The sequence below is a fragment of the Bradyrhizobium sp. BR 10261 genome (assembly GCF_019455395.1).
GTDB classification, from domain to species: domain Bacteria; phylum Pseudomonadota; class Alphaproteobacteria; order Rhizobiales; family Xanthobacteraceae; genus Bradyrhizobium; species Bradyrhizobium manausense.
This window is the reverse complement of sequence record NZ_JACOFQ010000042.1, coordinates 1-25,695: the sequence shown is the minus strand read 5'-3', so window position 1 is coordinate 25,695 and position 25,695 is coordinate 1. Positions and strand designations below refer to the sequence as shown.

Here is a 25,695-nt window from a genome sequence, read left to right as displayed (position 1 = left end):
AAAGCTCCTCGATGGAGCGTGCGCTCTAGGGAACCGAAGCATTTGGTTGTGAGCTCGTGACAGGTGTCTACTCCGTTCTTGCGTCGTTGCTGAGATCGACCGCGATTGATCTGCCATGAGACCGGGCCGTTTGGGCAAATAGACCAATGACGGAGCAAACCCTGCGGATCTTGGCTGAATCAGAGACCAGCGTCCTGCCACCCGAGGAGCCGACCGCGCGTGAAATTCGTGCCGTCTTCATTGGGCTCATGATTGTGCTCGGACTCGGCGCCGTTGATCAAAGCGTCGTTGCCACAGCACTGCCGCGCATCGTTGGCGATCTCGGCGGCATCTACCAACTATCCTGGGTCGTGACAGCCTATTTGCTGGCCTCAACCACTGCGATGCCGCTATATGGCAGGCTGAGCGATCAGTATGGCCGCAAGCCGCTGATATATGGCGCGATCACGATCTTTCTGCTCGGATCGGCGTTGAGCGGAACTGCCCAAAGCTTGACACAGTTGATCATCTTCCGAGCGATCCAGGGGCTTGGAGCAGGTGGATTTTTGCCGCTCAGCCAAATCATTATTGGGGATCTGGTGCCACCGGCCAAGCGAGGCAGCAGACAGGGAGCAATCGTCGCCGTCTTCGCCGTTTGCAGTGTCCTAGGACCCGTGATCGGCGGCGTCATCACTGATTGGCTCTCATGGCACTGGATTTTCTACGTCAATCTGCCGACCGGCGCGCTTGCGTTTGTTGTCATCGGCAGATCGCTCCGCAGGCCTAATCCCACTCTCGTGCGACCGAACGACTATTTGGGAGTTGCTCTGCTGACCTGCTGTACAATCCTGTTTCTGCTGATCCTCACCCTCGGTGGATCTGAATGGCCGTGGTTTTCACCTCAAATTGGAGGGCTGTCTGCTGCTGCCGTATTCGGCACAGCTCTATTCGTCCTACACCTGCGTCGCGTGCCTGAGCCGGTCCTGCCGCTCGATCTCTTCGACAATCGTCTCTTCGTTGTCGCCAACATCGTCATGACGCTGACGTTCATGGGAATGCTGGGCGGAAGCCTGTTGCTCCCGCTGTTCTTCCAAATCGTTATGGGCATCAGCGCGTCCGACTCCGGCTTGCTGACGGGCCTTCAGATGATTGGGGTAGTCGTATCATCAGTTGTCAACGGTCGTGTCCTGCTCCGTTGGGGGCGCTACAAACCAGCGCAGACAGCCGGCCTGGCTGTGGCTAGCGTGACGCTGGCGGTCTTGGCTTGGGAGGTCGGCACTGAGCAGCGCATTGCCACCATCGGCTCGTCGCTCTTCGTGCTCGGGCTGGGATTCGGTCTGGTCATGCCAAACATGAGCGTCGCTGTGCAGAATGCGCTGCCCGTGATCCACCGTGGGGTAGGCACGGCAACGCTAGCCTTCTTTCGCTCGCTCGGTGGCGTGGTCGGGGTTGCGAGTGCGGGCGCAATCCTTGCTCAGCACCTTAACGCATCAAACGGAACGTCTGTCGGGGTTGATGCCGCCTCTGGTTCGAATACAGAAGGTCTTTCGCTGGTCTTGAGCCAGTCCCCTGAATCCCACGCTGCTCTCATCTCGATTTGTCGGCACGCGATCGCAACGACACTCTGCGTCAGTGCGTGCATCGTCGTCGTTGCATTCGTCGCAGTTCTATTTCTACCCGAACTTCCACTCCGCGCTCATGGCGGTACCGCCAATCGCCCGCCCGATGCAAGATAGCTGTCGGGTTGCGAGTTCTTCGCTACCGGTTCGAGCAAACCGGCGGTCATGACCGATAACAAACGATTATCCGGGCGGGCGATAGTCTCTTTATCAAGGCAGGAAACTCGGTGCAGCACGTCAGTGTTTGGAGCCGTGCAGGTTGATGGAGCCGATAGCTACGAACAATGCGCAGAGCAGAAGAAAGCTATTCCCATTGTGGGGCGCCAATGGTAATCTATCGACGACCTATTCGGGGCGCATCGTGCGTACTTTGATCGGATCGTGATCTACCTGCAACGCGGAATGGCGAGCCATTCCTGGTTTACCGTCGAGCTTCTGCTGCGAGGTGGGAAGCAAGTCGAGTTCGTGGAGCTTCTGGATGAGCACTCCTTCGTCGTCTTCCAGACCTCCCATGGAACGAAGAGGTGAGTCGGACCTGGTGGTCACGTACGGCGCGGACCCAACGGTATCCTCAAGATTGAAGCCGATCATCACGGCATAGCTGACAACAAAAACGAGCACGAAAGAAGCGATGCCGATGAAATTCAGCCTATTCTTTTTTTCCGCGAAATGGGTCGAGCCGCATGGAGATTGTTATCGCATGCTCCGCGAAAGTGCCGTTTATGCGGATCGTAACGGTTTTGAATCCGTATGGACGCCAGAGCGGCACTTCAGCAAGTTCGGCGGACTATATCCGAGTCCATCGGTAACGAGTGCGGCGCTGGCCACCATCACCACAAACATCGGATTGCGGGCGGGTAGTGTCGTGCTTCCCTTGCAAAATCCGCTGCGTGTGGCCGAGGAATGGGCGATGATCGACAATTTGAGCGGCGGCCGCGTAGGGGTGTCGTTCGCGTCCGGTTGGCATATCAACGACTTCGTTCTCAGTCCGCAGGCGTACGAGCATCGTCGCGAGCTGATGTATGAAGGCATCGAAACGGTCCAGCAGCTTTGGCAAGGCCGATCGATTGGTTTGCCCAACGGGCAAGGTCGAGAGGTCTCGGTCGCGATCTATCCGCGACCGGCGCAATCTCGGATTCCCATTTGGATCACGGCGCAAACGGACGCAACGTTTGCAAAAGCGGGTGGGTTCGGCGCAAACCTTCTTACGAACATGAATTATCAGTCCATGGAGATGCTGCGTGCCAAGATTGGAGAATATCGTGCCGCCTACGCATCGAGTGGCGCGACGGGGCGAGGTCACGTAACCCTTATGGTTCATACCTATATTGGAGATGTATCTGCGATCGAAACGAAAGCCAAGCCGGCATACGCGGAATATCTATTGACGAACCTCGATCTGCAGTCGGAGAGAGCCAAGGGGTTGGGGCTCACCGTTGAAGCGAGCGAAGAAGATAAGCAATTCCTTATTTCGCGCGCCGTCGATCGTATGATCGGACGTGTTGGTCTTATCGGTCCGCCGGAGCATTGCCTCGAGCAAGTAGGTCACTTTCGTGAGGCGGGAGTGGATGAAATTGCCTGTCTCGTCGACTTCGGCGTGGATTTCGATTCGGTCATGTCGAGCCTTGACTGTGTCGAGTGGCTCAAACGGCGATTTCAATAGTGTACGGGCACGAGATATGTTGGTGGGTCTGCTGCTCTCTGGGCGGCAGTCGTGGACGACAGAGGCTCACCGCGCGTCGCCTGGTTGCCGCCTCGACTTCCCTGTCGCTATTTCTCTCCATGATCGCCTTCGCAATCGGCGGCGAAGTTAGCCCCGAGTGCGGCAGACCATCAGATGTCCACGACGGATGGCGCATCAGTTCGCCGGAGCAACAGGGGCTTGATGCCGGCATGCTCTGCGCAATGGGAAAAGGGGTAGTTGATGGCAAGCTCCCCAACGTCGACTCGATCGTTGTCGTTCGCCATGGCGCAGTCGTTTACGAACGCTACTTCAACTACCCGAACCACTCGTCCTTCGATGCAACCGTCAAGCATGACGGCAATTCGATGACAAAAAGCGTGGTGTCGCTTCTGGTTGGAATTGCAATGGATCGTGGTTTGATTGATGACCTGGACGCTTCCATTTTTTCATATTTCCCAGAGTATGCCAGTCTTCGTACCCCGGCAAAGGATCGAATCACACTACGTAACCTCCTGACGATGTCGGCCGGGCTAAATTCAACCCTGGCGCATCCAATCTTGCACCACGATCGTGATCCCTATCGGCACGCGCTCGAGCAGAGCCTTGCACGAGCTCCCGGGGTCGCCTTCGAATACAACGGGGCAGCAACAGAACTGATCGGAGCCGTTCTTCAAAAGGCGTCAGGAAAACCCGTTGATGCCTTGGCGCGAGAGAATATCTTCGAGCCCCTCGGCATCAATGACGTCGACTGGCATGGACGCCTCAGCAACGGCGTTCCGACGTCCAGCACAGGGCTTAGCCTGCGTCCCCGCGACTGGGCGAAAATTGGCCAGCTCGTTTTGAACCGTGGAGCTTGGCAGGGGAAGCAGATCGTTCCTGCGTCATGGATCGCTCAATCGACGGCAGAGCAAATCAAAGGAGCTCGAAAGCCATTATCATATGGCTTTCAGTGGTGGTTAGGTCGATCGCGGATCGAGGGCCGCGTCGTAGAGTGGATTGCCGCGATGGGCTTCAATGCTCAAAAGGTCGTCATCGTTCCAGGGCTGGACATGATCGTCGTCTTCAATGCTTCCCTTGAGTCCGTCCAGATGGTCGCGCCCGAAATTCAACTCCTCGACAAATACATACTGCCGGCGCTCTCGAAGGATTGAGACGGCCGTTTGTCAGAGCACGGCGATGTCGTCTTCTGGGCAGCCGACTTCCAAGGCGCTAGCCGCCGTCCGCGGATTAATCGCAACGGACGCATTTGAACGATCGGCGCGCCTCACAGGGCGTTTCGGCAGCTCGCTTCCGCTACCCCGAGGCAGGCGCGCTCGCCCTCGAAGCACGAGATCTGATCCCACGCGAGCTCCAACATCCTGCGCCGCATGCGGACGCGAGCCGGTCGGCCCCGACTACCGAACGCCGGTCCAGCAGGGCGATGCTGGCCTTATCGCGACGGAGCTCGTTGCCAGGCGTCGCCTGGAGGAGGTTGGCCGGGGTCAACCGATGACAATGAACGATCATATCGATCTTTAGAAGGCATTTTGCTCTGCTCCCCGAGGTAGTAATCTATAGACGACCCATTGGACATGGCGTATTGCTACGGGGAGATCGATGTCCGCTCGTGAACATTCCTCGGAAGGCTGTGCGAACGGCTCTTCTCCGGCCTTGTGAATGTGAGCGGTGGGCTGCCTTGCATCCAAAGCGCGAGGCGTCGGTAATCGTAGCGGCAACGCCAAGAACGAGCACCTGCAGGGAATCGTGATGCCGGACTCCGGGGCTGTATCTAACGATAAACGAGAGCGGGTGGTCTCGGACGGCGTCGGTGGCGCTCGCTTCATGGCAGAGCCTGCGATGTCGGCGGCTCGGTCGTTGGTTGCGCGCTTTGAGAAGCAGGTCGAAATCCACCGGGAACGGCCTGCAGTGCAGGATGGCGAGTTAGTCCTGACTTACAGCGAACTCGACGGGTGGGCGAACGACATCGCCGCGAGGCTTCTCCGGGTGCGCAAGCACCATGCCGAGCCCGTCGGGCTTCTCGCTGGGCACGATGCGTCTACGCTGGCTGGTTTGCTCGGTATTCTCAAGGCTGGTAAGTTCTATGTGCCGCTGAATCCCGGTGATCCGCCGACCAGGATAGAGGCGATACTCGACCTGAGTGCGGCATCGGCTGTTCTGGCTGACCCGGACGCGAATGAACTCCTCCAGCAGAATTCCGGTCGCTGCGAACTCATCCTGATATCTCGTCGATCCGAGCAGGAACGGCTTGCCGATGCACCAAAACGACATCTGGGCTCTCTCTCCTATATTCTTTGCACTTCGGGCACGACGGGCGTGCCAAAAGGTGTTCTGCAGTGCGATCGCAACGTCCTGCACTTCTCGGACGTGTATGCGGGGGCACTTGAACTGAGCCATCATGATCGGCTGACGCTGCTGCCTTGGTTTGGCTTCGATGCCGCCGTGATGGACATCTTTGGCGCTCTCCTGAATGGAGCGTGCCTTTGCCTCTATGATGTGAAGAAGCGGGGCGCGGCAGGGTTGTGCGATTGGCTTCATACCTCCGGCGCAACGGTATGGCACTCGACACCGACGTTGTTTCGTGCCGCCATGGCCAGCTCGACCCGCGAGGTGCCTGACGCGTTGCGCTTCGTCGTTTTCGGTGGTGAGGAAGTGTCGGCGCGAGACGTCGAATTGGCGCGCGCTCGTTCTGCCGAGCACTGTCGCGTCATCAACGGCTTTGGTCCCACCGAAGCAACCATTGCATCGCAATATGTGATGAAGGTGGAAACCAAATTCGAGGGGATGCGCGCTCCCATCGGGCGGCCGGTTGGCGGTGCCGAGATCGTTCTGCTGGATCCGGCAGGTCGTCCGGCCGCCGACACGGGTGAAATCGCGGTGAGGAGTCCTTACATCGCGCTGGGTTATTTTGGCCGTCCCGATCTGACGGCGGAGCGGTTCGTGCCAGATCCGTTTGGTGTCGGGAAGCGACTTTACAAGACGGGTGACCTCGCTCGTTGGCGCACGGACGGAGAGCTGGAATTTCTCGGCCGCAGCGACCAGCAGGTCAAGGTCCGCGGTTTCCGTATCGAGCCGGGCGAGATCGAGGCGGCGCTGGTGCGTCACCCGGCGGTTGACCAGGCCGTGGTCGATGCCCGTGAGGATCGGCCCGGCGACAAGCAGTTGATTGGCTATGTCGTCTCATCCGCACATAAAAGCGCAGAAGCGTCGACGTTGCGCCGCTATTTGGGCGACCTGCTGCCAGACCACATGATACCTGCCGCGATTGTGGTGATTGACGCGCTGCCCTTGACGCCAAATGGCAAGCTCGACCGGCGGGCTCTACCCGCGCCAAAGTTCTCGTCTGCGGTTGCGCGGAGTGCACAAACGCCGATCGAGGAGGCACTCTCCGTGATCTGGTCGGATGTTTTGCAGATCGAATGCGTAGACGTGGAAGCGAGCCTGTTTGACCAAGGTGGGCATTCCCTCAACGCGATGCATCTGATGACATGGGTAAATCGGACATTCCATCTCAATTTACCCCTGAGGACGCTGTTCGAAAACCCAAGTATTTCCCGGCTGGCGGGCGTTGTTGATCAGGCGGTGGCCCGTGATCCCTCGAGAAAGGCGTTGATATTTTTGCCGACGCGACAGGAGGCACATGTTCGTAGGAGTGGAGATCGGCATGCTAAGGGCGATTACTACACTATTCGCCTCGTTGGAGACCTGATGCTCGGGTCGTTGAAGTCAGCGGTAAGACACTATTTTTCCAGGAACCACGAGCTGACATGGAAGCCGGCCATGTCGGAAGAATTGACAGTCGAGCACTGGACAGGTTCGCATCCCTCAGAGCCGCGGCAAACCCGGAGCATAACGGGCGGCCGTCGCCAAAGTGCAGTAGAGGCTCACGACGAGACGCCCGGCAGATTGCGGTTGTGGCGCTTGGCACCGCAGGATCATATCCTGCAACTCCCCAGCGAAAGCCTTGGTGAGCGATCGATTGGTGTGGCAGCTGCAGAGATTGGCGATCAATATACAGCTCTTCTTGCAGGCCCCTCCGCGGGAACGACCGGCACCAAAGTGCCAAATGCAGGACAATCCGAGCTCCAGGGACAATCAATTCCCTGGCCAATCACAGGATGGCAGGTCACGAGTCCGGAGAGCCAAGGACTGAAATCAGAAGCCATCAAGAAATTGGTGGACTTCGGCATCGCGAACCAGATCGATAGCGTGTTGATCGCGAGAAACGGATTTGTTGTCGAGAACGTTTACGTCAGCCCGTTCCGCGCCGGCATCAAACATGCCCTGAACTCCGCCACCAAGGCGGTAACTGCGACTGCGATTGCTATAGCCCTCGAGAAAGGGTTACTAAGTGACGTGAATCGGCGCGTTGTTGAATTTCTGCCTGACTGCTTCCAAAGACGCGACAGCTTTCGGGACATCACAATCCAGCATCTGTTGAATATGAGATCCGGGATTGATTGGACCGAGCCTCTGGGGCCCCATGACGAAGACATCGAAACATCGCATCGAATGAAGCAAGGTGCCCATTGGGTTGAGTTCATTGCTGAGCAGCCAATGTCGCATCGGCCCGGGACATATTTCAACTACTGCAGCGCGAATGCGCATTTGCTCTCCGCGATTGTCACCAAAATCGCGGGTGTAGACATGGCGAGATTTGTTCAGAAGAACCTGTTCGATCATTTGAATATTGTCGATTTTGAATGGGCCAGCGATCCCCAGGGGATCACGATAGGTGGCTGGGGGCTGTCGTTGCTCCCGGAAGATTTGGCCAAGATTGGATACCTTTATCTCCGTGGAGGCGTTTGGAAGGACAAACGGCTGTTGCCGATGGCCTGGACGCGACAATTGGTGGAGGCATCAGGCGAGGTTTATCGTGGGCGGGCCTATAGAAACTTCTTTTGGTGTCTGCCTCACAAGCAGGTCTATATTGCCAACGGCAATCATCGCCAGCTCGCAATCTTGATACCCAGGTTGAACATTGTAGCTGTGCTGACGGGGCGAAAGAACTACCCGCTGGAGACCATGATAGACCTAATTATCGAATCTGCAGAAGGCGGAAATCTCCCGTGAGTTCAGCGAGGCTGCGGGTGTCGCGGCCAATGCATCGGAGCTGGCAGCCATATTGAGTTCTCTTGGCCCGTAATGCTCGATCGCAACGGTGCAAAAGGTCTCCCGAGGGGACGGTCTGCATAGGTCTCCAAGGCCGAACGGCCGGCCACAGGCGTTCGCCAGCTGCCGGTTTAGACCGCAGTCATATCCTGGGCGGCGGAATATCGTCGTCGCCGAATAGCGAGCTCCAGACGTACGCATTCTTCTGCCAGGATCGTAGTCGGGTCGATGATCGGTATCCCGAAGTCGGAAATCTCAGCCGCGACGAAGTGCCAACAAACGGGCAGCTCTGTGCACCCGAGAGCTATCGCGTGGGCGCCTCGTTCTCTCAGCTCCGCTGCAATCGTCTTCAAAGTAGATGCTGCGCTCTTGGCCTGGTTTGCCTTCACCGCAGACACGACCTTATCGATCGCGCAAAGCCGGTCCGGCGCCGGCTCGAGCGGATGAAGCCCAAGTTGCTCGAGCTTCTTCTGATACAGGCGCGCTGCAAGCGTGCCCCGGGTCGCGAGGATGCCGACCTCTGCGCCATCGGCAAGGTCTGCCGCAATCGTCTTGCTCGCTAGCGCGACCATGTCGAGTACGGGGATACTGGTCGCCTCGGTCAGCTGGTCGTACCAATAATGCGCCGTATTGCATGGAATCGCGATCAGATCGGCGCCAGCCTTCTCTAAGGCACGAACACCATTCACCATTCGAGGGAGAGGAGACGGTGCGCGCCCATCGCGTATTGCAGTGCTACGATCCGGCACCGCTGGGTCAGAATACGTTACAAAGGGGACATGCTCCTGGTCGGTCCGAGCCGGCGTGGCGGCCAGCATCTTGTTGAGAAAATCTACGGTTGCAACGGGGCCCATCCCGCCGAGAACGCCGATCATTCTTCCACCTTTGTCCAGAGCCCATCTGGCAGCAAGCGCCATCAGCATGTTGCTGCCCCAAAATGACTTCGCCGCGTGCTTCGCCTGTCCCACGTTCCGCGCCGCGGACGGCTCATTTGACATGCCGATGGGCCATGTTGGCCGATGATGGTCGGTCTCCCGTTCGCTCAACATGGTCCGTTCGATTGCCAACTGCGGCGGACAAGAGAGCAGGGCCCTGGACGGAGGCACAAGAGCTGGCGGGATATCCCAGCTCCTCCAGGAACTGCGCGAAATCAGCCTCATCGATAACGCCGACGCCTCGGTCGAAAGACTCCGACTTCACCCATGACAAGGCGCGGTCGACGTCTGCGGAGCTTAAACGGCATCCAAGACGACTAGCAACCGCAACGACTATTCTCCTGCTTGCGAGCGGAGTCAGGAGGATCGTAGGCCCGATGCCGAGAATACTCAGCGGGTCGTAGGGTTGAAAAAGTGTCGGATTGACAAATGGAGTACCTGTAGAAATCGAGTTGACGCCAGTGCCGACGATCGGATCCGTTACGAGGATCTCTCGTCCCGTCACCTGGCTAACGTAGCGGGCAACCGGGACGATGGCTCTCAAGTTCGGCCGTTCAATCCAAATGTCGGCCTTGATGCCCATTCGTTCAGGCAAACGTTCAGGTTCGTGCCCCAGCGCGAACAACAACTGTTCAGTCGCCGGCATGCCGGCCCGCTCGCCCAAAGATAACCAGGAACCGGTCACTCCGCGTATCCCGCAGCTAAGCGCCTCGAGCGTATTGGCCAGTCCAAAGCCGAGATCGTTATGCATGTGGACAACAAAGGTCACTTCAGCCGACGCGCGGGCCACCAATTGAGAAAATAGTCGCCTGCTTTCGGCCGGGAAGAGCGCTCCCACGGTATCGCAAATGATGATCATGGATGCTCCGGCCTCCGTCAGCCTTGAAGCGGCGTCCGCGACAAACCCGACATCCGATCGGGTCGCATCGACCAGCGCAAAATCGACGCATGAGGCCGTGCCGGCGTCCATCAGAATCTTGACGATTGCGACGGCGTCGTCGATGCATGCCGGCGGCGGCTTATGCAGCATTGTCGCGCACATCGCCACTGACGTCGGGACGGCCACGGAAACCCGTCCAAATCGGGCCCCCTCAACGGCGCGAAGAAGCAGGTGTGCCTCGTCTCTTGTTGCTCGGCCCGATGCTCCGACATAGCAGCAATCGACTTCGGACATCACTTGCCGTACCGCCTCGAACTCTTCCGTCCCGCAACTCGGAAATCCGGCATTGAACACGAGTTGTCTGGACGCATTAGCTCCTAAAATCGAACTATGCCGCTTGGCGAGCGAAACGCGATGTTGGCCAAGCATGAGAGTCTTGCCCTGGGAGCCGTCTCTGGCGACTTCCTCGTGAAAGACCACGACTCCGGACCGAGCGGCTTCTCTTATCAAATCGGGCATCGGATGCTCCAGTTACGACCTGCGCATGGCGTGATAATCCTGCCGGCTTGTCCGGGCAAGCAGCGGGCCATTCCCCTCCTGAACCTCACACCTGCCCATTCCAAGCACGACACGTTGCCGAAGGGCCTTGAGCAAAGCCTTGAGCAACGAGATCGTCGTCTATAGATTACCACCATTGGGCGCGGATGAAAGACCCTTTTGCTGCAGATTGCGTGTTCTGTCGTGAACGACGAAACGTCAATCTACGTCGAAAGAGGCGGGACGCGGAGACGAGTGGGTCTCTCCGACCCGCGGGACAGGACGTGTCATGGAGTTGAAGTGTCATGGAGTTGAAGCCTCATGGAGCAATCGTCCGTCGCCGCTCGAGCAGTCATAGTGGGGGCTAACGGAGGCTTCGGCCGGTTATTTCGAGGGCTGCTCTCCAACGTATGTGCAGAGCTCGCCGCCTTCGATGTCGTCGAAGCGCCGGGTTGTTCAATCGGAGACGCCGAACGCCCGGACAGTTTCCTGTCGGAGGCATTGGCCGCTGCCGACCTCGTCATTCTCTGCCTCCCCGATCAGGTCCTGCGACGAGCATTTTCGAGGATTTGTGCATCGATAGGGCCCGAATGCCTTCTCGTAACAATTCAGTCGGTGATGTCGGATCCGGCTGTCGTGGTCCAACCACAGGAACTCTTCGAATTTGTTTCGATAAATCCGCTGTTCGCTCCGGATCTAGGGCTTGCCGGACGAACGATCGTTCTCGTAAATCGGAGAGGTGGCGCCCGGGGAGATCTGTTCGCAAAATTCCTCCGCGGTTCGGGAGCGCAGGTCTGCGAATTGGAGAGTCATGAGCACGACCGGTTGGCCGCAGAAATTCAGGCGTTGGTTCATTTCTCCGTGTTGAGCGTTGCCCTCGCGCTCTCGAAGCCCACCCGCGACGTTCAAGTGGCCATCGATACGCCGCCAAGCCTCGTGGTGAAGATGTTGGCCGCACGAATTCTTTGTGGGCATGCTGATACATACTGGAGCATCCAGCGGGAGAATCAATTCTCCAAGGAGGTGCGTCAGGCGTTCTTGGAGGCTGCAACGGTGATCGATGAAGCGATACAGGCCGATGATCGCGACAGGTTCCTGGCGCTTCTTTCGAAAGCCTCCGAAAACCTTCTTCCTTGTGCGGCCCATCTGGCAGAAAGATGCGCGACGATGTTTCGAAGCATGGATGCGTGACGGCCGGTGAATGGACAAATCCGTTCTTACCGGTCGTCTATCGTTGACTCTCCGCTCGAGAGGCGTATGTTTGATCTCAGTCGAGGGTGGCGTGATCGAAGCGAGGCGCCGCGCATGAGCGTTTCGACGAGAGTCGGCGCGGCGCAGTTCGCCTTGTCGCAACGGCGGCTTTTGGCGTGAGAGCTTTCCCATTGGAGCGTTCTGAAGTGCGCACGTTGCTCATCAACAATTACGACAGCTTTACATTCAATCTCTATCAAATGATTGCGGAGCTGAGCGGTATTGAGCCGCTTGTCGTCAACAACGATGAGGCGGATTGGGCGCACATATCGCGATTGGATTTTGGAAACATTGTCATTTCGCCTGGGCCCGGGCGTCCAGACCGGGGCGACGATTTCGGCATATCCCGCGATGCGATTCTGGATGGTCGCTGGCCCCTCTTGGGCGTGTGTCTGGGGCACCAGGGGATTTGCCATGTGTTTGGCGGTGATGTCCGGCATGCGCCAGAACCAATGCATGGCCGCACGAGCCTGGTTCGTCACGACGGTTCGGAGCTGTTTCGCGGAATACCCTCTCCGTTTAGCGTCGTTCGATATCATTCGCTGCTTGCCGATCGATTGCCGGAGCCCCTGCTTGCATCGGCCTGGTCAGAAGATGGACTCCTGATGGCGCTGAGGCATTCAGAGCGTCCGATGTGGGGGGTTCAATTTCATCCGGAGTCGATTTGCACCGAGCACGGGGAAGCACTGCTTTCGAACTTCCTTTCGCTGTCCGGTGTGTCGACTAAAAGCGTCGGCAGAAGCGGTGTGCGCGATGCGGAGAAGACCGTCCGTGTCTTTGCCAAGAAGATCGAACGCTGGCTTGCGCCGGATAGGGTATTTAACGCGCTGTTCGGCACGGCAAATCCCAGCTTCTGGCTTGATAGCAGCTTGGTGACGGAAGGCATGTCTCGTTTCTCCTTCATGGGGGATTCGTGCGGGCCGCTTTCCGAAACGGTCTGTTACGACGTTTCCACGTCAAAGCTCGTGATTAGGCGTGGGGACCAGTCGATCGAGGAGGCATGTAGCGTCTTAACCTACCTCGACAAGCGCCTGCGAGACTTGAGGATTGCGCCCGTCAGCGACCTGCCGTTTGAATTCACGCCGGGATTCGTTGGCTATTTCGGTTATGAGTTGAAGGCCGAGACGTCCGGCGCCAGGGTGCACAAAAGCGAGAGTCCGGATGTGCAGCAAATTTTTGCAGACCGTGTCATTTGCTTTGATCATCAGGAGAGGAATATTTGGCTGGTATGCTGCGATTATGAGACTGAAGCAGAGAGAGCGGCCCAATGGGTTGAATCGGTCGAGTGCCGATTGGCTGAGTTGGGTGAAGGGTTCGAGGTGCATACGAACCAGGAGCGTGAAGGCGCTGTCGGTTCGTTTGTGTTGCGAAGCGAGGATGAGGAATACCGCTTCCTGATCGAGAGGTGCAAAGAGGCGATACGAGATGGCGAGTCGTACGAAATCTGTCTGACAAATCAGATCACTGCTCCAGCATCGCAGTTAGATGATTTGACCACCTATCTGGCGTTGCGATCTATCAATCCGGCTCCGTTTAGCGCGTTTCTGCGCTTCGGCGACACGAGCGTACTGTGCTCGTCTCCCGAGAGGTTCATCCGCTGCTCGAGCGACGGCATGGTTCAATCGAAACCAATCAAGGGAACAATCAGACGCGGCGTGTCTGCGGCCGAGGACCTTCAGCTCCGCGAGAGCCTCCGTGGAAGCGAGAAGGAGAGAGCCGAGAATCTCATGATCGTTGATCTGATACGAAATGATCTAGGAAGGGTTTGCGAAATCGGCAGCGTCAACGTTCCGTCGCTGTTCTCCATCGAAAGCTATGCGACAGTTCACCAGCTCGTCAGCACAGTTCAGGGGAAGCTCAAACAAGGCGCAAATACGATCGACGTGCTGCGAGCGATGTTCCCCGGAGGATCGATGACGGGGGCGCCAAAAATCAGAACGATGGAGATCATCGACGCATTGGAGAACGCTCCACGAGGTATCTACTCCGGCGCGATCGGCTATCTCTCCATCAACGGAGCGGCGGACCTGAACATTGTCATTCGGACGATCGTGCTTCGGGAGAACTCTCTGTCGATCGGGATTGGAGGCGCCATTACGGCTCTTTCAGATCCGTTGGAGGAGCTCGACGAGACGCGGCTCAAGGCAAAAGCCCTGTTGAATGCGCTCACCAGGTCGGTACCCGCCTTGCGAGCGGCCGGGTAATGCTCTGCTGCAAGCGTTGAAGCCATGAGCGAGTTCCGATGCCGACGTTCCAGCCAAGGAGGGAGATGGACCGTGGAAGAGGAGGCGACGACCTGCGGGCTACTGGATCTTCGGGATCGGATAGACCGCATCGATCAAGACGTGGTGCGCCTACTGGCAAGCCGAGCAGAGGTTGTTCGGCAGGTTGGAGAGCTCAAGAAGAGGCTCGGAGCACCCGTAATGCAACCCGATCGGGTGCAGATCGTGCTGGATTCGCGCGCGGCGCAGGGAGCTGCACTAGGACTTAGGGGTGAGGTCGTTCGGAAGATCTGGGAGGTTCTAGTCGAAGAAGCGTGTCGTGTGGAGGAGGAGATTGGCGCGCGGCCGACCTGAGTCCCTGCCGGATATGAATTGGATCCGAGGTACAGAAAGCGCTGATCGCGACAAAGTCGTGGCTGGCGCTGGCGAGTGCGGAGAGACTCATTGACTTGTGGACGTGGTGAGGCGGCGCGGTTGGGCGATTGAGGGAAACATGGAGCGAGCGAAGACGACGTTTTTTGACAAAGTATGGGCGGAGCACGTGATTGCGAGCATCTCGCGCGAGATGGATCTCCTGCAGATCGACCGTCTATTCCTTCATGAATTGACCGGAGCTGCCTCAATACGAAAGCTCGTCGCGTCGGGCCGAAGGCCCGCGCAGCCTGAGTTGATCTTCACCGCCATCGACCATCTCATCGATACCGTACCAGACCGTGGGGCGATGCAGTCGCCGTCTGAGTTGGGAGCAAAACTCATTGCGGAGGCGCGGGAAGGTTCCGAGAGGTACGGATTTGAGTTTTTTGGGGTGGGAGATCCTCGGCAGGGGATTGTCCACGTCATTTCACCGGAGCTTGGCATTGCGTTGCCCGGCTCGACGCTCGTTTGCGGCGATAGCCATACATGCACCGTCGGCGGCGTGGGTGCGCTTGGGTGGGGTATCGGATCGACTGAGGGAGAGCACGTTCTCGCGACCCAGACACTGATCCAACGAAAGCCGAAGACGATGCGGATTTCGTTTGAGGGAGAGCTCACGCGAGCTGTATCCGCGAAGGACCTCATTCTCTATCTCATCGGACGTTTTGGGGTGAACTGCGGGGCCGGTCATGCGGTAGAATTTTCTGGATCCGTTGTTCGCTCTCTCCCCGTCGAGGCAAGGCTCACCCTTTGCAATATGGCCGTCGAGCTATCTGCAAAACATGGCTTCGTCGCGCCTGATGACACGACGTTCCAATACCTCGCCGGACGCGAGTATTCGCCCGCCGGCCATGCGTGGGATCGAGCCGTCGACCACTGGCGGGGTCTGTGTACAGCGGACGAGGCGAGGTTTGACCGCGAAGAGACAATCAATTGTCGCGAGATAGGACCACAGGTCACTTGGGGCATCAGTCCTCAGCACGTCTTGCCAATTGACGGGGTGGTGCCAAATCCCTCGGATCACGATGACCTCGCGGTCAGGCAGGAGATGCTGAGGGCGCTGACCTATATGGAGCTTACGCCCGGCACAAGAATGCAGGACGTTCGTATCGATGTTTCCTACATCGGTTCGTGCACCAATGCGCGCCTATCGGATCTTCGCATCGCCGCCACGGTGCTGAAAGACAGGAAAATTGCACCGGGAGTCACGGGGATATGTATTCCCGGTTCGAGCGCTGTGAAGTTGGAAGCCGAGCGGGAGGGACTTGATGAGATATTCAAGAATGCGGGGTTCGAGTGGCATGAATCCGGGTGTGGCCTCTGCGGGCACATGGGAAATGATCGGCTGTCGAATCTGCGCGTCATAAGCACCACAAATCGGAACTTTGCGGGAAGGCAAGGCCCGCGAACGCGGACGCATCTTGCCAGCCCGGCCAGCGCTGCTGCTGCCGCGGTGGCTGGGCGTATCATCAATCCGCAGGAACTGATGACTGGAGTCTGAGGCGTGGAACGATTTGTGGCTATTCGCGGCGCAGCTGTACCATTCCTGGAGTGCGACATCGACACGGATCAGATAAGCCCGGGAACTGAACTGCTGCGGTCCGTGGATGATGGTTACGATAGATGGGCGCAGACACTATTTGCGCAGCACCGCTATCGGCAGGACGGAAGTCCGAATCCAAACTATATTCTGAACAAGGCACCCTGGAGCAAGGCTGTGATCCTGCTCGCGGGACGAAACTTCGGCTGCGGATCCTCGCGAGAATGGGCAGTCAAGGCGTTACGAGGGTTCGGCTTTCGATCAATTATTGCGCCGAGCTTTGGCGAAATCTTTTACGGCAACTGCTTTCGGCACGGGATACTGCCAGTTGTGCTCGCAGAGGAGCAAATTGCCAGGCTGGCGGCGCAAGTGATCGAGTCCGGGGGCACGGAAAACGTCAGCGTCGACCTCGCGGCCCAAAAGATCATAGGACCTGAGGGGATCGCACTCACCTTCGACACGCCAGAACTATTTCGTCGCATGTTGCTTCATGGGCTGGACGAAGTCGAAGTCACGCTGTCTTTCGAGGCGGAAATCGGGAGGTTCCGGGAGCTCGATGCTGCGAAGCGGCCATGGGCCTATCTATCACGAAGGGCCCGTGGCGACGCATTGAACGACAATACGGACCTGGCACGTTCATGACGATGTCGCCGAAATTGCGCGCTCTCGAATCCGAATCGATCGCAATCGTGCGTGAGGTAATCGCCGAGTTCAAAAATCCGGTGATGCTCTACTCCATAGGAAAGGACTCGAGCGTGATGTTACATCTCGCGCTCAAGGCGTGCCATCCTGGCAAATTGCCGTTTCCGCTCCTGCACATAGATACGACGTGGAAGTTTCGCGAAATGATTGCGTTCCGCGACGACACCGCGGAACGGCTTGGAGTGAAGCTTATCGTCCACGTCAACCGCAATGGAATTGAGCGGGGCGTGGATCCGATCATGTCGGGCTCAGTCATGTACACACAAGTCATGAAGACCGAAAGCCTGCGTCAGGCGCTCGATCTCCATGCCTTCGATGCCGCATTTGGTGGTGCCCGCCGTGATGAAGAAAGGAGTCGCGCGAAGGAGCGCGTCTTTTCCTTCCGTAGCTCCAATCATTCCTGGGATCCAAGGCATCAGAGGCCGGAATTTTGGAGTCTTTACAATACCCGTATTCGTCGCGGTGAATCGATTCGAGTCTTCCCGCTGTCAAATTGGACGGAGTTGGATGTCTGGGAGTACATCCTGGCCGAAAATATCCCTGTCGTGCCGCTCTATTTTTCGAAAGTCAGGCCGGTTGTGAAGCGGGGCGAGGCTCTCATCATGGTTGATGATGACCGGCTGCCGCTCCGTGCCGGTGAGTTGCCGGAAATGCGCAAAGTCCGCTTTCGGACGCTTGGTTGCTACCCGCTCTCGGGCGCGATCGAAAGTGAAGCCGCCTCAGCCGCGGAAATTATTCGGGAAATAGTTTCGAGCCGCACATCCGAGCGCCAAGGGCGTCTCATTGACACTGACGAGTGCGCTTCGATGGAAAGAAAGAAGCGCGAGGGCTACTTCTAGTGAATCAGAAATTTTCGTTTCTCGCGACGTGCGCAAGCAGCCAGTTGCGCTTTCTGACTTGCGGCTCCGTTGACGATGGAAAGTCGACGCTGATCGGTCGCCTCCTATACGATGCTAAGCTAATTCTGGATGATCAGCTCGTTGACCTGAAGCGAGATTCGGTCAGATACGGTGCCGCTGATGAGGAGATCGAGTTTTCGCTCCTTGTCGACGGATTGGAGGCGGAACGGGAGCAGGGCATCACGATTGATGTAGCCTACCGTTTTTTCCAGACTCGAAGGCGGTCGTTCATCGTGGCCGACACACCGGGGCACGAACAGTATACCCGCAATATGGCCAGTGGGGCATCAACCGCGGAACTCGCCGTGCTCCTGATCGACGCTCGAAAGGGATTGCTGCCTCAAACGCGTCGTCACGCAACGATCTGTTCCTTGCTCGGTATTCGCCACATCGTTGCGGCAGTCAACAAGATTGATCTGGTTGGATTCGACCGCCAAACATACGACCGAATTGACGTTGCACTGAGGGAGTTCACGGCCGAATTGGACTTTGCGACGATCGCGTCGATTCCCATATCCGCACGTTACGGCGATAACGTCACGGCACGATCGGAGCGTACTCCTTGGTACCAGGGAATGCCTTTAGCGGAGTATCTTGAAAGAATTGATACCGCCTGTCGGAGGTCATTCAACCCGCTTCGTTTCCCAGTGCAGTGGATCAACCGTTGCGGACAAGAACAGCGCCGCCTCGCAGGGACACTCACGTCCGGCACGATGAGGCGGGGGGACGCAGTGGTGATTCACCCATCGGGGCAACGGACCACAATCGCGCAGATATCTGCGCAGGACGGTGCTTGCGAGACGGCGCACGCCGGAGATGCAGTGACGTTGCAGCTTTCGGACGACGTCGACGTTGCGCGCGGCGATATGGTCGCCTCGCAAATGGAGCCGCCATACGTTTCGGATCGCTTCGCCGCAGATTTGATTTGGATGGCCGAAGAGCCGCTACTGTTTGGCCGCTCTTATTTCATGCGCATTGGGACGAAATCGACCCTCGCAACTGTGACTGCTATTCACCACAAGCTCGATATGGCCAAACGGGAGAAAGTCGACGCGAAGACACTATCTCTCAACGAGATCGGAAGCGTTGGCTTGTGGAGCAGCACACCCGTCGCCTTCGATAGTTATCGCGATAACCGGCTGACGGGATCCCTTATTCTGATTGACAGATCGACGAACCAGACGGTTGCTGCCGGAATGATTCACTCCGCGCTTGACGCAAATGTCCGGCGCGTTTCCTTCTCCGTCGACAAGATGGCCCGAGCAAGGATCAAGCACCAAAGGGGTGCGATTGTATGGTTCACCGGACTCTCGGGTTCAGGCAAGTCGACGATCGCAAATCTCGTCGAGAGCCGGCTGAACGAAATCGGCGTGCATACCATGCTGCTCGACGGGGACAATGTGCGCAACGGACTCAACAAGGACCTCGGGTTCACGAGCGGCGACCGTGTGGAGAATATCCGCCGTGTCGGAGAGGTGGCGAGGCTGTTCGTTGAAGCCGGGATCATAGTCTTGTGCGCATTCATCTCGCCGTTTTCTGCAGAGCGGCAGTTCGTGCGAGAGTTAGTGGAGCCTGGCGAGTATCTGGAGGCGTTTGTCGATGCTCCAATCGAGGATTGTATCGCGAGAGATACGAAGGGCCTCTACGAGAAGGCGCTGGCTGGCCATCTCCAGGAATTTACTGGCGTCTCGTCGCCGTATCAGCGGCCTGAAAATTCGGAGATCGTGATTCCGACGCGAACGATGTCGGCTTTCGACGCCGCAACGGAAGTGATCGAAATGTTGAAGGCACGGCGAATTGTAGGTTAGTGGCGGTACTCCGGATGGTACCGCTTCGCGTTTCGGAACAGCGGAGTGTCACATGCTGAGCAGGCCGGCCCAATGCGTGTATCGAACCTGGGTTGCAGACAGTCGCCATTGGGACAAATATTTGCCTCGCCATGGCGACATCATAGTTGCGACATATCCGAAGTGCGGAACGACTTGGATGCAGCAGATCGTGAGGCTGCTGATTTCCAAATCACCGATGCCTGCGGCGATACCAGAGAATTCCCCCCGAATTGACAGACGGTCTCTCTCGTCGATCGAGTCCATGATTGCCTCGATCGAGCGGCAAGAGGGCCGGCGGTCACTCAAGAGTCATCTCCCGCTCGATGGATTGCCGGTCTACGATGAGGTGAATTACATCTATGTCGCTCGGGACGGGCGCGATGCCTGCATGTCATACCACAATCATTGCACGGGATTCAGCCAGGCAGCATTGGGGATGTTGGATGCAATTGGGCTGGCAGATCCAACAATTGGAGCTGCATTTCCGAGAGCGCCCACCGATCCGGCGGACTTCTTCCACGAATGGGTCGGACGGGGAGTATCGGAGAAGCAACGCGACGGATGGCCTTATGTCTCTTTTCTTCATTTCGTGCGCACCTTCTGGAGCGAAAGGTCGCGCCCCAATATCCTGCTGGTCCACTATAACGATCTAAAGGCCAACCTGGCCGGCGAAATGAGGCGGATAGCGGACTTTCTGCATATCGTAATCCCGGAAGCCCTCTGGCCGTCCCTGGTGGACGCCGCAAGCTTTGAGGCAATGAGTCGGGACGGGGCGGTCTTGCTGTCTGGATTGACCGATATGTTTGACGGCGGGGCCGAGAGATTTTTCTTTCGCGGCAATAACCGGAGATGGGAGGGAGTCTTTAGGGACGATGACTTGGCCCATTACGCGGCTAATGTTGACAACATGCTATCTCGGGAATGTGCTCATTGGCTCGCTCATGGTTGTGCCGGCATCGATGTGAAGGGCTAGCTCGCGCCGGAACTACCCGGAGTAGCAAGGCGGGCCGCGGCGATCATGACGATGAGCAAGGCTCGGCGAGGCCCGCTTGCAGCCAGATGGCGTGTGGTGCTCGCGCCCGTCTCGCGAACTCCGACGAGCAGATATTCAGCCCTCTTTTTGCGTCTCTCGCCGCCTAAGGCCGACGATCCTGGACTCGCCGTGTTGAAGCCGCCGTATCCGATGCTGCATGGGCGGGTAAGTCGCAGGGCTTGCAGTCATTCCAGATTGCGACTTAGGGCGTGGCAGCTGCAACTTTTTCGATGAGTTTGAGAAACTCGGCAGCTCGAACACCACGAGGGTTGTCTTGAAGGTCGACGGTTTGAGCCGCGATCAGTCGTTTGGAAGGGGCCACTATCAAGAATTGCCCCCCGTAGCCGGAGGCCATGAAGGCATTTGGACCCCAGTCTTCGGGAGGCAGCGTCCACCAAAGATATCCGTAGCCGCGATCATCGCGATCGGTCCGTGAATAGGACGTCGTGGATTCGTTGACCCATGCTGATGGAATGATCTGCAGTTTGTGCCAGCGACCACCATCCAGAAACAGCAGTCCAAACAGTGATAAATCGCGAGCGCTCATGTTGAAGACATAGGCGGGATGAATTGAGGATGCCTCACGCACGTATCGACCGTCGTTTGCGGAGAAGTTCTCCATACCAATCGGCTTCGCGATGCGTTGGCTAAAGCTCTGAAAGATGTCCTCGCCCGTTGCTACCCTGTAGATGGTTCCAAGGGCATTGAAATCCCAATTGTTGTAGTACCAGAAGCTGCCAGGACCGTGACTTCCGAGTGCCGGTCGTTTTCGGCGCATGTCGCCTGTTTCGTAGGCCGCGGCGTGGAAGATCCCGGAGCGGGCCATCAATAGATCGCGGACAGTTGCCTTTTTTTCGATCGCAGTCAGATGTGGCGATACGTCGTCGATGCCGAGTTGTTCCAGCGTTTGGGTGAGATTGATCTTGTGCTCCGAAATCGCAATGCCGTACAAGGCAGAGAGCAAACTCTTTCGAATCGATCGCAGGTTGACTCTGCGGTGTATCTCACCCCAGTTTGCAATCGTTTGATCGGCTTGGACCGCAATGATTGCAGTCGGCTTGTTTGCCCGAACGTATTCGGCGACGAGTTCGCTGGTGGCGGGAGCCGCGACGTAGGCTGAGGCGGCCCAAACAACTTGTATCGGCACTGCAAGGGCCAATCCGGCAACGACGAATTTGGTCAGAACAATTTTGAGTGCACTCAGCGGTGCTCGTTCGACAGCAGGTCTTTGGCGCGACCCGATGCCGCGGTCTTCTCGATTGCCATGATGCATGAACTCACCGCTATTAGTCCAACGTGTGATTCGGGCGGGCCTGTTGATAGTCTACTATAGTTGATGATCGGACCGGGGCAATGGCGTCGTCTTCTCGGGCTGTCGGTTAAACATCCAAACGATTTGTCGAAATGGAATCAGCGGGCGAGCAGCAGGTCAAAGAAGAGCGGAGCGGCGTATGGCAACTGCAAACGCGGTGGCGCCGGTATGCTCAGGCGATTGGATGACCTTGATGTGCCTTGGAATTTGCCGGTTCTGAATATACCTGATAGAGGTATTTAGGTATTACGCCGCCAGAAAAATTGCCCGTGTTTCCCGATGTCTAATCCGTTTCTCGAATAGAATATGACAGCCATGTGTGGCATCAGGCGCCTTGGTCGCGCAGATTTTGACTGACGAATTGCAGAGCGGAATGGGGGCTATGACCAATGAGCGAGCGTGTACCGAACAGAAACAATCGGATGATACGGAAAGCTGCTCAAGAACTGGCAGAAACTCTTGAGCAACACCGTTTGGACGCCGAGCTGACGAAGCAAGCATTTGCAGAGAAACTTGGCATCTCAAAGCAGTTTCTTCATGAGCTACTTAACGGCGAGGGAAATCCCACTCTCGAAACTCTGGATGTGATGGCCTCCAAGCTCGATCTTGAGTTTCACCCAACCTTTCTAAGGGCGAAGCGGCGCTCCGGTGATAAGAAGCGCTGATCTATGAGGCGTTTACCTGCGCGCGAGCCGTCTGGGCCGTTGAGAAACGTCCTGTGGTAGCCCTCGCATTGTGGTGCCGCTGCTTAGATCGAATTTCTCACGTTCTGCCATCGGAAGCCACTCGCTCCTATTCGATGGTGCCGGTTGGGAGGGACAACATCTTTCTCATCTCGGCAAACACATCAGCATCGCCTTCCCATCCCTGAAAGCGGGCACATAAGAGAGCCCAGAAAACTAGGTCCTTGGTTCGATCATGAGCAAAAGCCGCCACCAAGCGCCAGCCGATATGTCGCGTTGCCGCTTGTCGGGGCATACTCTTTAGCCTTAGCAATATCTGGTCCATAGGACCGCCGAGACTCTCGCTGGGGACGTAACTTCCGGCTTCGTCACAAAACAAATCCGAAAGCGCCTGACGACCTTCAGACATAACGCTCCCTCCTCCATTGCGCCGGGCATAACGGGTCACGCGATGGCATCTGGGCGCCATACGCGAAGTTGTTGATTCGATATTTCGGATTGTCCTACGCGCCGAAGGTGCCTGCGCCGTTGCGAGTTGCAACGCTCAGCCTACCGTGAGCTGAATGCAGAGAAAGCTCGATAAACGGTGCGCGTTGAATTTCGATTGAAGGCGGGCCTAAACGCTTAAGTGAGAGACTGCGACCGACATTTTCGTCGACAAGTTCATCCACGAACAAATTCTCCCACTCTTCGAAGCTAGTAATGTCTTACACTTTCTATGTAGAGTAGACAAGGAAGTCAAAGGACACGGTATGGACGTGGAAATTCGAGCGAGCTGCGCAGTTGCGAGGCTGCGGTTGGGATCCTCGCAGTTAGTGTATGTGGTTGGTTCCGATACTTAAGCATCAGAAGATGGTGTGCTCGCGGCAATGGGACGGAATTGACCCGCACGCTCGTGACACTGGTGCCTCGCCGGACTGCTACTGGGTCACTGCGTGTTCAAGTAAAGTGTGCCGTCCGATGCGATTTGAGTCTGGGAAAGAGAAAAGGGCAAGGATTTCAGTACACATGCGCTATCAATTCTGAGTCTTTAGAAGCCACATTCTGAGTCTACGGAATCAAAAGTGAGTTGAATTTTGAGTCTACGGAATCAGCAATAAATCGTTGATTATATGGGAAGATTCTGACTGTCAGCTCTCTTAAGGCGCTTCTCGCCTGAACGTTGAGAATGCTCCTGACGCTTGTCTGGTCGCTATGTCGCTATCGCTCTGCGGCACCTTGTTGATCAGCAGGCCCGCTGATCCGCGCCCGGCTGGCACACCTTAGATCGTCCGCCTCGTTTGCTCCGTGTAGACTGGGTCGCTACTCTAGCCGGTGGTGGTGCGCGGATGCGGCAGCGCTTCGCGGGCAGAGCCCGTTTTCTGCAGTTCAATTCGTCGGTTCGAATTGTCGAGCAACGTCTTATCGCTCGTTGGAGTAGTCTGGTTGATACTGTTCGATGATCGGAGTGATCAGAAATGAAAGTTCTTCACTGTGGTCTTCGATGACATCCCAGCCAGCCGCTGCATCGCGGAAATTCAGCCATACGCAATTGGCGCCGTTCTCTTTCGTGACAATTAGCTGGACCCAGCCGGAGTAGTCGAGCAGCAATTTCAAAAAGCCGTCGCGAACGCTGGAGTCCTTGAGCGATTCATCGCCCCCTAGAACATGGCAATGAAAGGAATTGTTGCGCCACAATAGGTTTGCGATCAGCCTGACGTAGGGGCTGGAATTCCGCTTCAGTAGACACGTTACCGCCCCAAAAGTGGAAATCCCGCTCAACGACCTGAATATCGATCATTTCAAGTGCACGGCGTTTGTCCTCTTGGAAATTTTCAGTCTTTGGAACCCTAGCCGCAATAACGATGGGAACGTCCGCGTTTCTACCTGCGTCATGCGACTCAAAGCATCGGAAGCTCCCATCATCTCGATGAGAAACGTTTGAGCTGGCGCCTTCGTAGTTGCGCATGAATTCGGCGGCTTCTGAGATCGTCAATCCGACTGGCCAACACTTGATCGTCGAGCTCAAGATCGGGTCATTCAAGCCAAAGTATAGCGATCGCATGACATGACGGCCTTATGCTGCATCATAGCAATTCTCTCCTCCACCGAGGTAAGAAAGTTCAGGGAACGTGAGAACGCCTAAGAGAGCTCCTGCGCTGCGGAAATTGACACCTGATAGGCGATGCCATGCGATTTTGATCCCCTAAGGACCTGCGCGGAATCCTGCGCTGCCACACCGATGCCTCGGACGGCACCGAGACCCTCGGGACGATGGCCAAGGCGACGCGCCAGCACGGGTTCGTGTATTTCGGGGTCGCCGACCACTCCAAGTCTGCGCACTATGCCGGAGGTCTGTCGGAGGAGGAGATCGCGCAGCAGCACCGGGAAGCCGACCAGCTCAACAAGCGCTTCGGCAAGGATTTCCGGAACTCCTCGGGGGACATCGCCGCGGGTACATTGCCGACGGCCATGATTCGGTCCTTCAGCGCGGCCGTCGCGGCGACGAGTGCAGGGAACTCTGGTCGATCACGCGTTTGCGAGTGCGGCAAATTGCGGCCGGATTCTATTCGGTGAAATGTGATTTTTGTAGGTCGATCGTGCGGGATCAGCTTTCGAGGCATGCATTGATCAATCGTGGCCCAAGACGTTCAAGCGCATTGCCAGTTTGTAACTTAGAGTTGTGTTACCGCGATCGCATGGCGGCCTCTGGAGCAAATGATGTACTTCACACTCGTCAAGTCGGAGGCGGCATCGGCATGATGCAATGCAGTCTGCCCTTGCCGGAAGCTCTCCTCACCCCGGCGCGGCCGCGGTTCTCGACGCCGGCGGCCCGACTTTGCCCCGGACGGAGCGAAAGCCGTGGCCCTCCTCTCCCGGGTGTCGCGCGGGATATGAGAGCGCGCGATTGCTGTCCAATTGTCAGCGAAGCCCGCCCGCGGGACGTCGCCAAACAACTGAGCGAGAGCAAATAACCTAATGGCTACGACGCGCGCGATCCATGACATGAGCCAGTCAAGGAAGGCCGCTGCAAGCGGCTGGATCGGGTCGGCTCTCGAATATTATGACTTCTTCATCTATGCGACCG

General features: G+C 57.1%; 20 protein-coding genes. 14 read left to right on the top strand and 6 right to left on the bottom strand.

Going from position 1 to position 25,695, the window contains the following annotated elements:
• Positions 1-146: 146 nt before the first annotated feature.
• Positions 147-1,715 carry an MDR family MFS transporter gene (locus HYH07_RS32920; RefSeq protein ID WP_220006364.1) on the top strand — a complete coding sequence of 523 codons (1,569 nt, stop codon included), beginning with the start codon at positions 147-149 and terminating at the stop codon, positions 1,713-1,715.
• Positions 1,716-1,943: 228 nt separating this feature from the next.
• Here the strand turns inward: HYH07_RS32920 and HYH07_RS32915 are convergent, their stop codons facing one another.
• Positions 1,944-2,219: a hypothetical protein gene (locus HYH07_RS32915; protein ID WP_220006363.1), complete on the bottom strand. Its 276-nt coding sequence runs from the start codon at positions 2,217-2,219 to the stop codon at positions 1,944-1,946.
• A 10-nt stretch (positions 2,220-2,229) separates the two neighbouring features.
• Between HYH07_RS32915 and HYH07_RS32910 the strand changes: the two genes are divergently transcribed.
• The 3 genes from HYH07_RS32910 (at position 2,230) to HYH07_RS32900 (ending at position 8,352) form a co-directional block, all read left to right on the top strand.
• Entirely contained in the window at positions 2,230-3,261 is a 1,032-nt protein-coding gene (locus HYH07_RS32910; protein WP_220006362.1) for a MupA/Atu3671 family FMN-dependent luciferase-like monooxygenase, read from the top strand.
• Positions 3,262-3,380: 119 nt separating this feature from the next.
• Positions 3,381-4,433 carry a serine hydrolase gene (locus tag HYH07_RS32905; RefSeq protein ID WP_220006361.1) on the top strand — a complete coding sequence of 351 codons (1,053 nt, stop codon included), beginning with the start codon at positions 3,381-3,383 and terminating at the stop codon, positions 4,431-4,433.
• Between the two features lie 514 nt (positions 4,434-4,947).
• On the top strand, positions 4,948-8,352 hold the full coding sequence (locus tag HYH07_RS32900) for an amino acid adenylation domain-containing protein (RefSeq protein WP_220006360.1): 3,405 nt from the start codon (positions 4,948-4,950) through the stop codon (positions 8,350-8,352).
• 170 nt (positions 8,353-8,522) lie between these two features.
• Here HYH07_RS32900 and HYH07_RS32895 read toward each other — a convergent pair whose 3' ends face one another.
• Together HYH07_RS32895 and HYH07_RS32890 are read right to left on the bottom strand one after the other, a co-directional pair.
• Positions 8,523-9,359 carry an aspartate/glutamate racemase family protein gene (locus HYH07_RS32895; protein ID WP_220006359.1) on the bottom strand — a complete coding sequence of 279 codons (837 nt, stop codon included), beginning with the start codon at positions 9,357-9,359 and terminating at the stop codon, positions 8,523-8,525.
• Between the two features lie 19 nt (positions 9,360-9,378).
• A complete protein-coding gene (locus HYH07_RS32890; protein ID WP_220006358.1) occupies positions 9,379-10,725 on the bottom strand; it encodes an isopropylmalate/homocitrate/citramalate synthase in 1,347 nt (448 codons plus the stop codon).
• A 339-nt stretch (positions 10,726-11,064) separates the two neighbouring features.
• Between HYH07_RS32890 and HYH07_RS32885 the strand changes: the two genes are divergently transcribed.
• From HYH07_RS32885 to HYH07_RS32850, 8 genes are all read left to right on the top strand, one after another.
• On the top strand, positions 11,065-11,934 hold the full coding sequence (locus HYH07_RS32885; protein WP_220006357.1) for a prephenate dehydrogenase dimerization domain-containing protein: 870 nt from the start codon (positions 11,065-11,067) through the stop codon (positions 11,932-11,934).
• A gap of 206 nt (positions 11,935-12,140) precedes the next feature.
• Positions 12,141-14,198 carry an aminodeoxychorismate synthase component I gene (gene pabB, locus HYH07_RS32880; RefSeq protein WP_220006356.1) on the top strand — a complete coding sequence of 686 codons (2,058 nt, stop codon included), beginning with the start codon at positions 12,141-12,143 and terminating at the stop codon, positions 14,196-14,198.
• A 72-nt stretch (positions 14,199-14,270) separates the two neighbouring features.
• Positions 14,271-14,570 carry a chorismate mutase gene (locus tag HYH07_RS32875; RefSeq protein WP_220006355.1) on the top strand — a complete coding sequence of 100 codons (300 nt, stop codon included), beginning with the start codon at positions 14,271-14,273 and terminating at the stop codon, positions 14,568-14,570.
• A 139-nt stretch (positions 14,571-14,709) separates the two neighbouring features.
• Positions 14,710-16,131, top strand: a complete 1,422-nt coding sequence (locus tag HYH07_RS32870) for a 3-isopropylmalate dehydratase large subunit (RefSeq protein WP_220006354.1) — start codon at positions 14,710-14,712, stop codon at positions 16,129-16,131.
• Positions 16,132-16,134: 3 nt separating this feature from the next.
• Complete coding sequence (gene leuD, locus HYH07_RS32865; RefSeq protein ID WP_220006353.1) at positions 16,135-16,812, top strand: 3-isopropylmalate dehydratase small subunit; 678 nt, start codon at positions 16,135-16,137, stop codon at positions 16,810-16,812.
• Positions 16,813-16,814: 2 nt separating this feature from the next.
• Positions 16,815-17,711 carry a sulfate adenylyltransferase subunit CysD gene (gene cysD / locus HYH07_RS32860; RefSeq protein ID WP_220006383.1) on the top strand — a complete coding sequence of 299 codons (897 nt, stop codon included), beginning with the start codon at positions 16,815-16,817 and terminating at the stop codon, positions 17,709-17,711.
• Positions 17,711-19,579: an adenylyl-sulfate kinase gene (gene cysC, locus HYH07_RS32855; protein WP_220006352.1), complete on the top strand. Its 1,869-nt coding sequence runs from the start codon at positions 17,711-17,713 to the stop codon at positions 19,577-19,579. The genes cysD and cysC overlap by 1 nt, the downstream gene beginning before the upstream one ends.
• Before the next feature lie 52 nt (positions 19,580-19,631).
• A complete protein-coding gene (locus HYH07_RS32850) occupies positions 19,632-20,573 on the top strand; it encodes a sulfotransferase domain-containing protein (RefSeq protein WP_220006351.1) in 942 nt (313 codons plus the stop codon).
• A 262-nt stretch (positions 20,574-20,835) separates the two neighbouring features.
• Here the strand turns inward: HYH07_RS32850 and HYH07_RS32845 are convergent, their stop codons facing one another.
• Complete coding sequence (locus tag HYH07_RS32845; RefSeq protein ID WP_220006350.1) at positions 20,836-21,906, bottom strand: serine hydrolase; 1,071 nt, start codon at positions 21,904-21,906, stop codon at positions 20,836-20,838.
• A 428-nt stretch (positions 21,907-22,334) separates the two neighbouring features.
• Here HYH07_RS32845 and HYH07_RS32840 point away from each other — a divergent pair, with 428 nt between their 5' ends.
• On the top strand, positions 22,335-22,610 hold the full coding sequence (locus HYH07_RS32840) for a helix-turn-helix transcriptional regulator (protein ID WP_220006349.1): 276 nt from the start codon (positions 22,335-22,337) through the stop codon (positions 22,608-22,610).
• 127 nt (positions 22,611-22,737) lie between these two features.
• Here HYH07_RS32840 and HYH07_RS32835 read toward each other — a convergent pair whose 3' ends face one another.
• The gene (locus HYH07_RS32835; protein ID WP_220006348.1) at positions 22,738-23,037 is read right to left on the bottom strand and encodes a hypothetical protein; all 300 of its coding nucleotides are present in this window, start codon (positions 23,035-23,037) and stop codon (positions 22,738-22,740) included.
• Between the two features lie 992 nt (positions 23,038-24,029).
• Complete coding sequence (locus HYH07_RS32830; RefSeq protein WP_220006347.1) at positions 24,030-24,389, bottom strand: hypothetical protein; 360 nt, start codon at positions 24,387-24,389, stop codon at positions 24,030-24,032.
• 492 nt (positions 24,390-24,881) lie between these two features.
• Here HYH07_RS32830 and HYH07_RS36895 point away from each other — a divergent pair, with 492 nt between their 5' ends.
• A complete protein-coding gene (locus HYH07_RS36895; RefSeq protein WP_409363931.1) occupies positions 24,882-25,184 on the top strand; it encodes a hypothetical protein in 303 nt (100 codons plus the stop codon).
• Positions 25,185-25,695 lie beyond the last annotated feature (511 nt).

What these genes read in the sequence shown, in the direction of transcription:
- HYH07_RS32920 (WP_220006364.1), top strand. Translation starts at nt 147, where the DNA reads ATGACGGAGCAAACCCTGCGGATCTTGGCTGAATCAGAGACCAGCGTC.
- HYH07_RS32910 (WP_220006362.1), top strand. Translation starts at nt 2,230, where the DNA reads ATGCCGATGAAATTCAGCCTATTCTTTTTTTCCGCGAAATGGGTCGAG.
- HYH07_RS32905 (WP_220006361.1), top strand. Translation starts at nt 3,381, where the DNA reads ATGATCGCCTTCGCAATCGGCGGCGAAGTTAGCCCCGAGTGCGGCAGA.
- HYH07_RS32890 (WP_220006358.1), bottom strand. Translation starts at nt 10,725, where the DNA reads ATGCCCGATTTGATAAGAGAAGCCGCTCGGTCCGGAGTCGTGGTCTTT.
- HYH07_RS32885 (WP_220006357.1), top strand. Translation starts at nt 11,065, where the DNA reads ATGGAGCAATCGTCCGTCGCCGCTCGAGCAGTCATAGTGGGGGCTAAC.
- HYH07_RS32870 (WP_220006354.1), top strand. Translation starts at nt 14,710, where the DNA reads ATGGAGCGAGCGAAGACGACGTTTTTTGACAAAGTATGGGCGGAGCAC.
- cysD (WP_220006383.1), top strand. Translation starts at nt 16,815, where the DNA reads ATGTCGCCGAAATTGCGCGCTCTCGAATCCGAATCGATCGCAATCGTG.
- HYH07_RS32850 (WP_220006351.1), top strand. Translation starts at nt 19,632, where the DNA reads ATGCTGAGCAGGCCGGCCCAATGCGTGTATCGAACCTGGGTTGCAGAC.
- HYH07_RS32845 (WP_220006350.1), bottom strand. Translation starts at nt 21,906, where the DNA reads ATGCATCATGGCAATCGAGAAGACCGCGGCATCGGGTCGCGCCAAAGA.
- HYH07_RS32840 (WP_220006349.1), top strand. Translation starts at nt 22,335, where the DNA reads ATGAGCGAGCGTGTACCGAACAGAAACAATCGGATGATACGGAAAGCT.
- HYH07_RS32835 (WP_220006348.1), bottom strand. Translation starts at nt 23,037, where the DNA reads ATGTCTGAAGGTCGTCAGGCGCTTTCGGATTTGTTTTGTGACGAAGCC.
- HYH07_RS36895 (WP_409363931.1), top strand. Translation starts at nt 24,882, where the DNA reads ATGGCCAAGGCGACGCGCCAGCACGGGTTCGTGTATTTCGGGGTCGCC.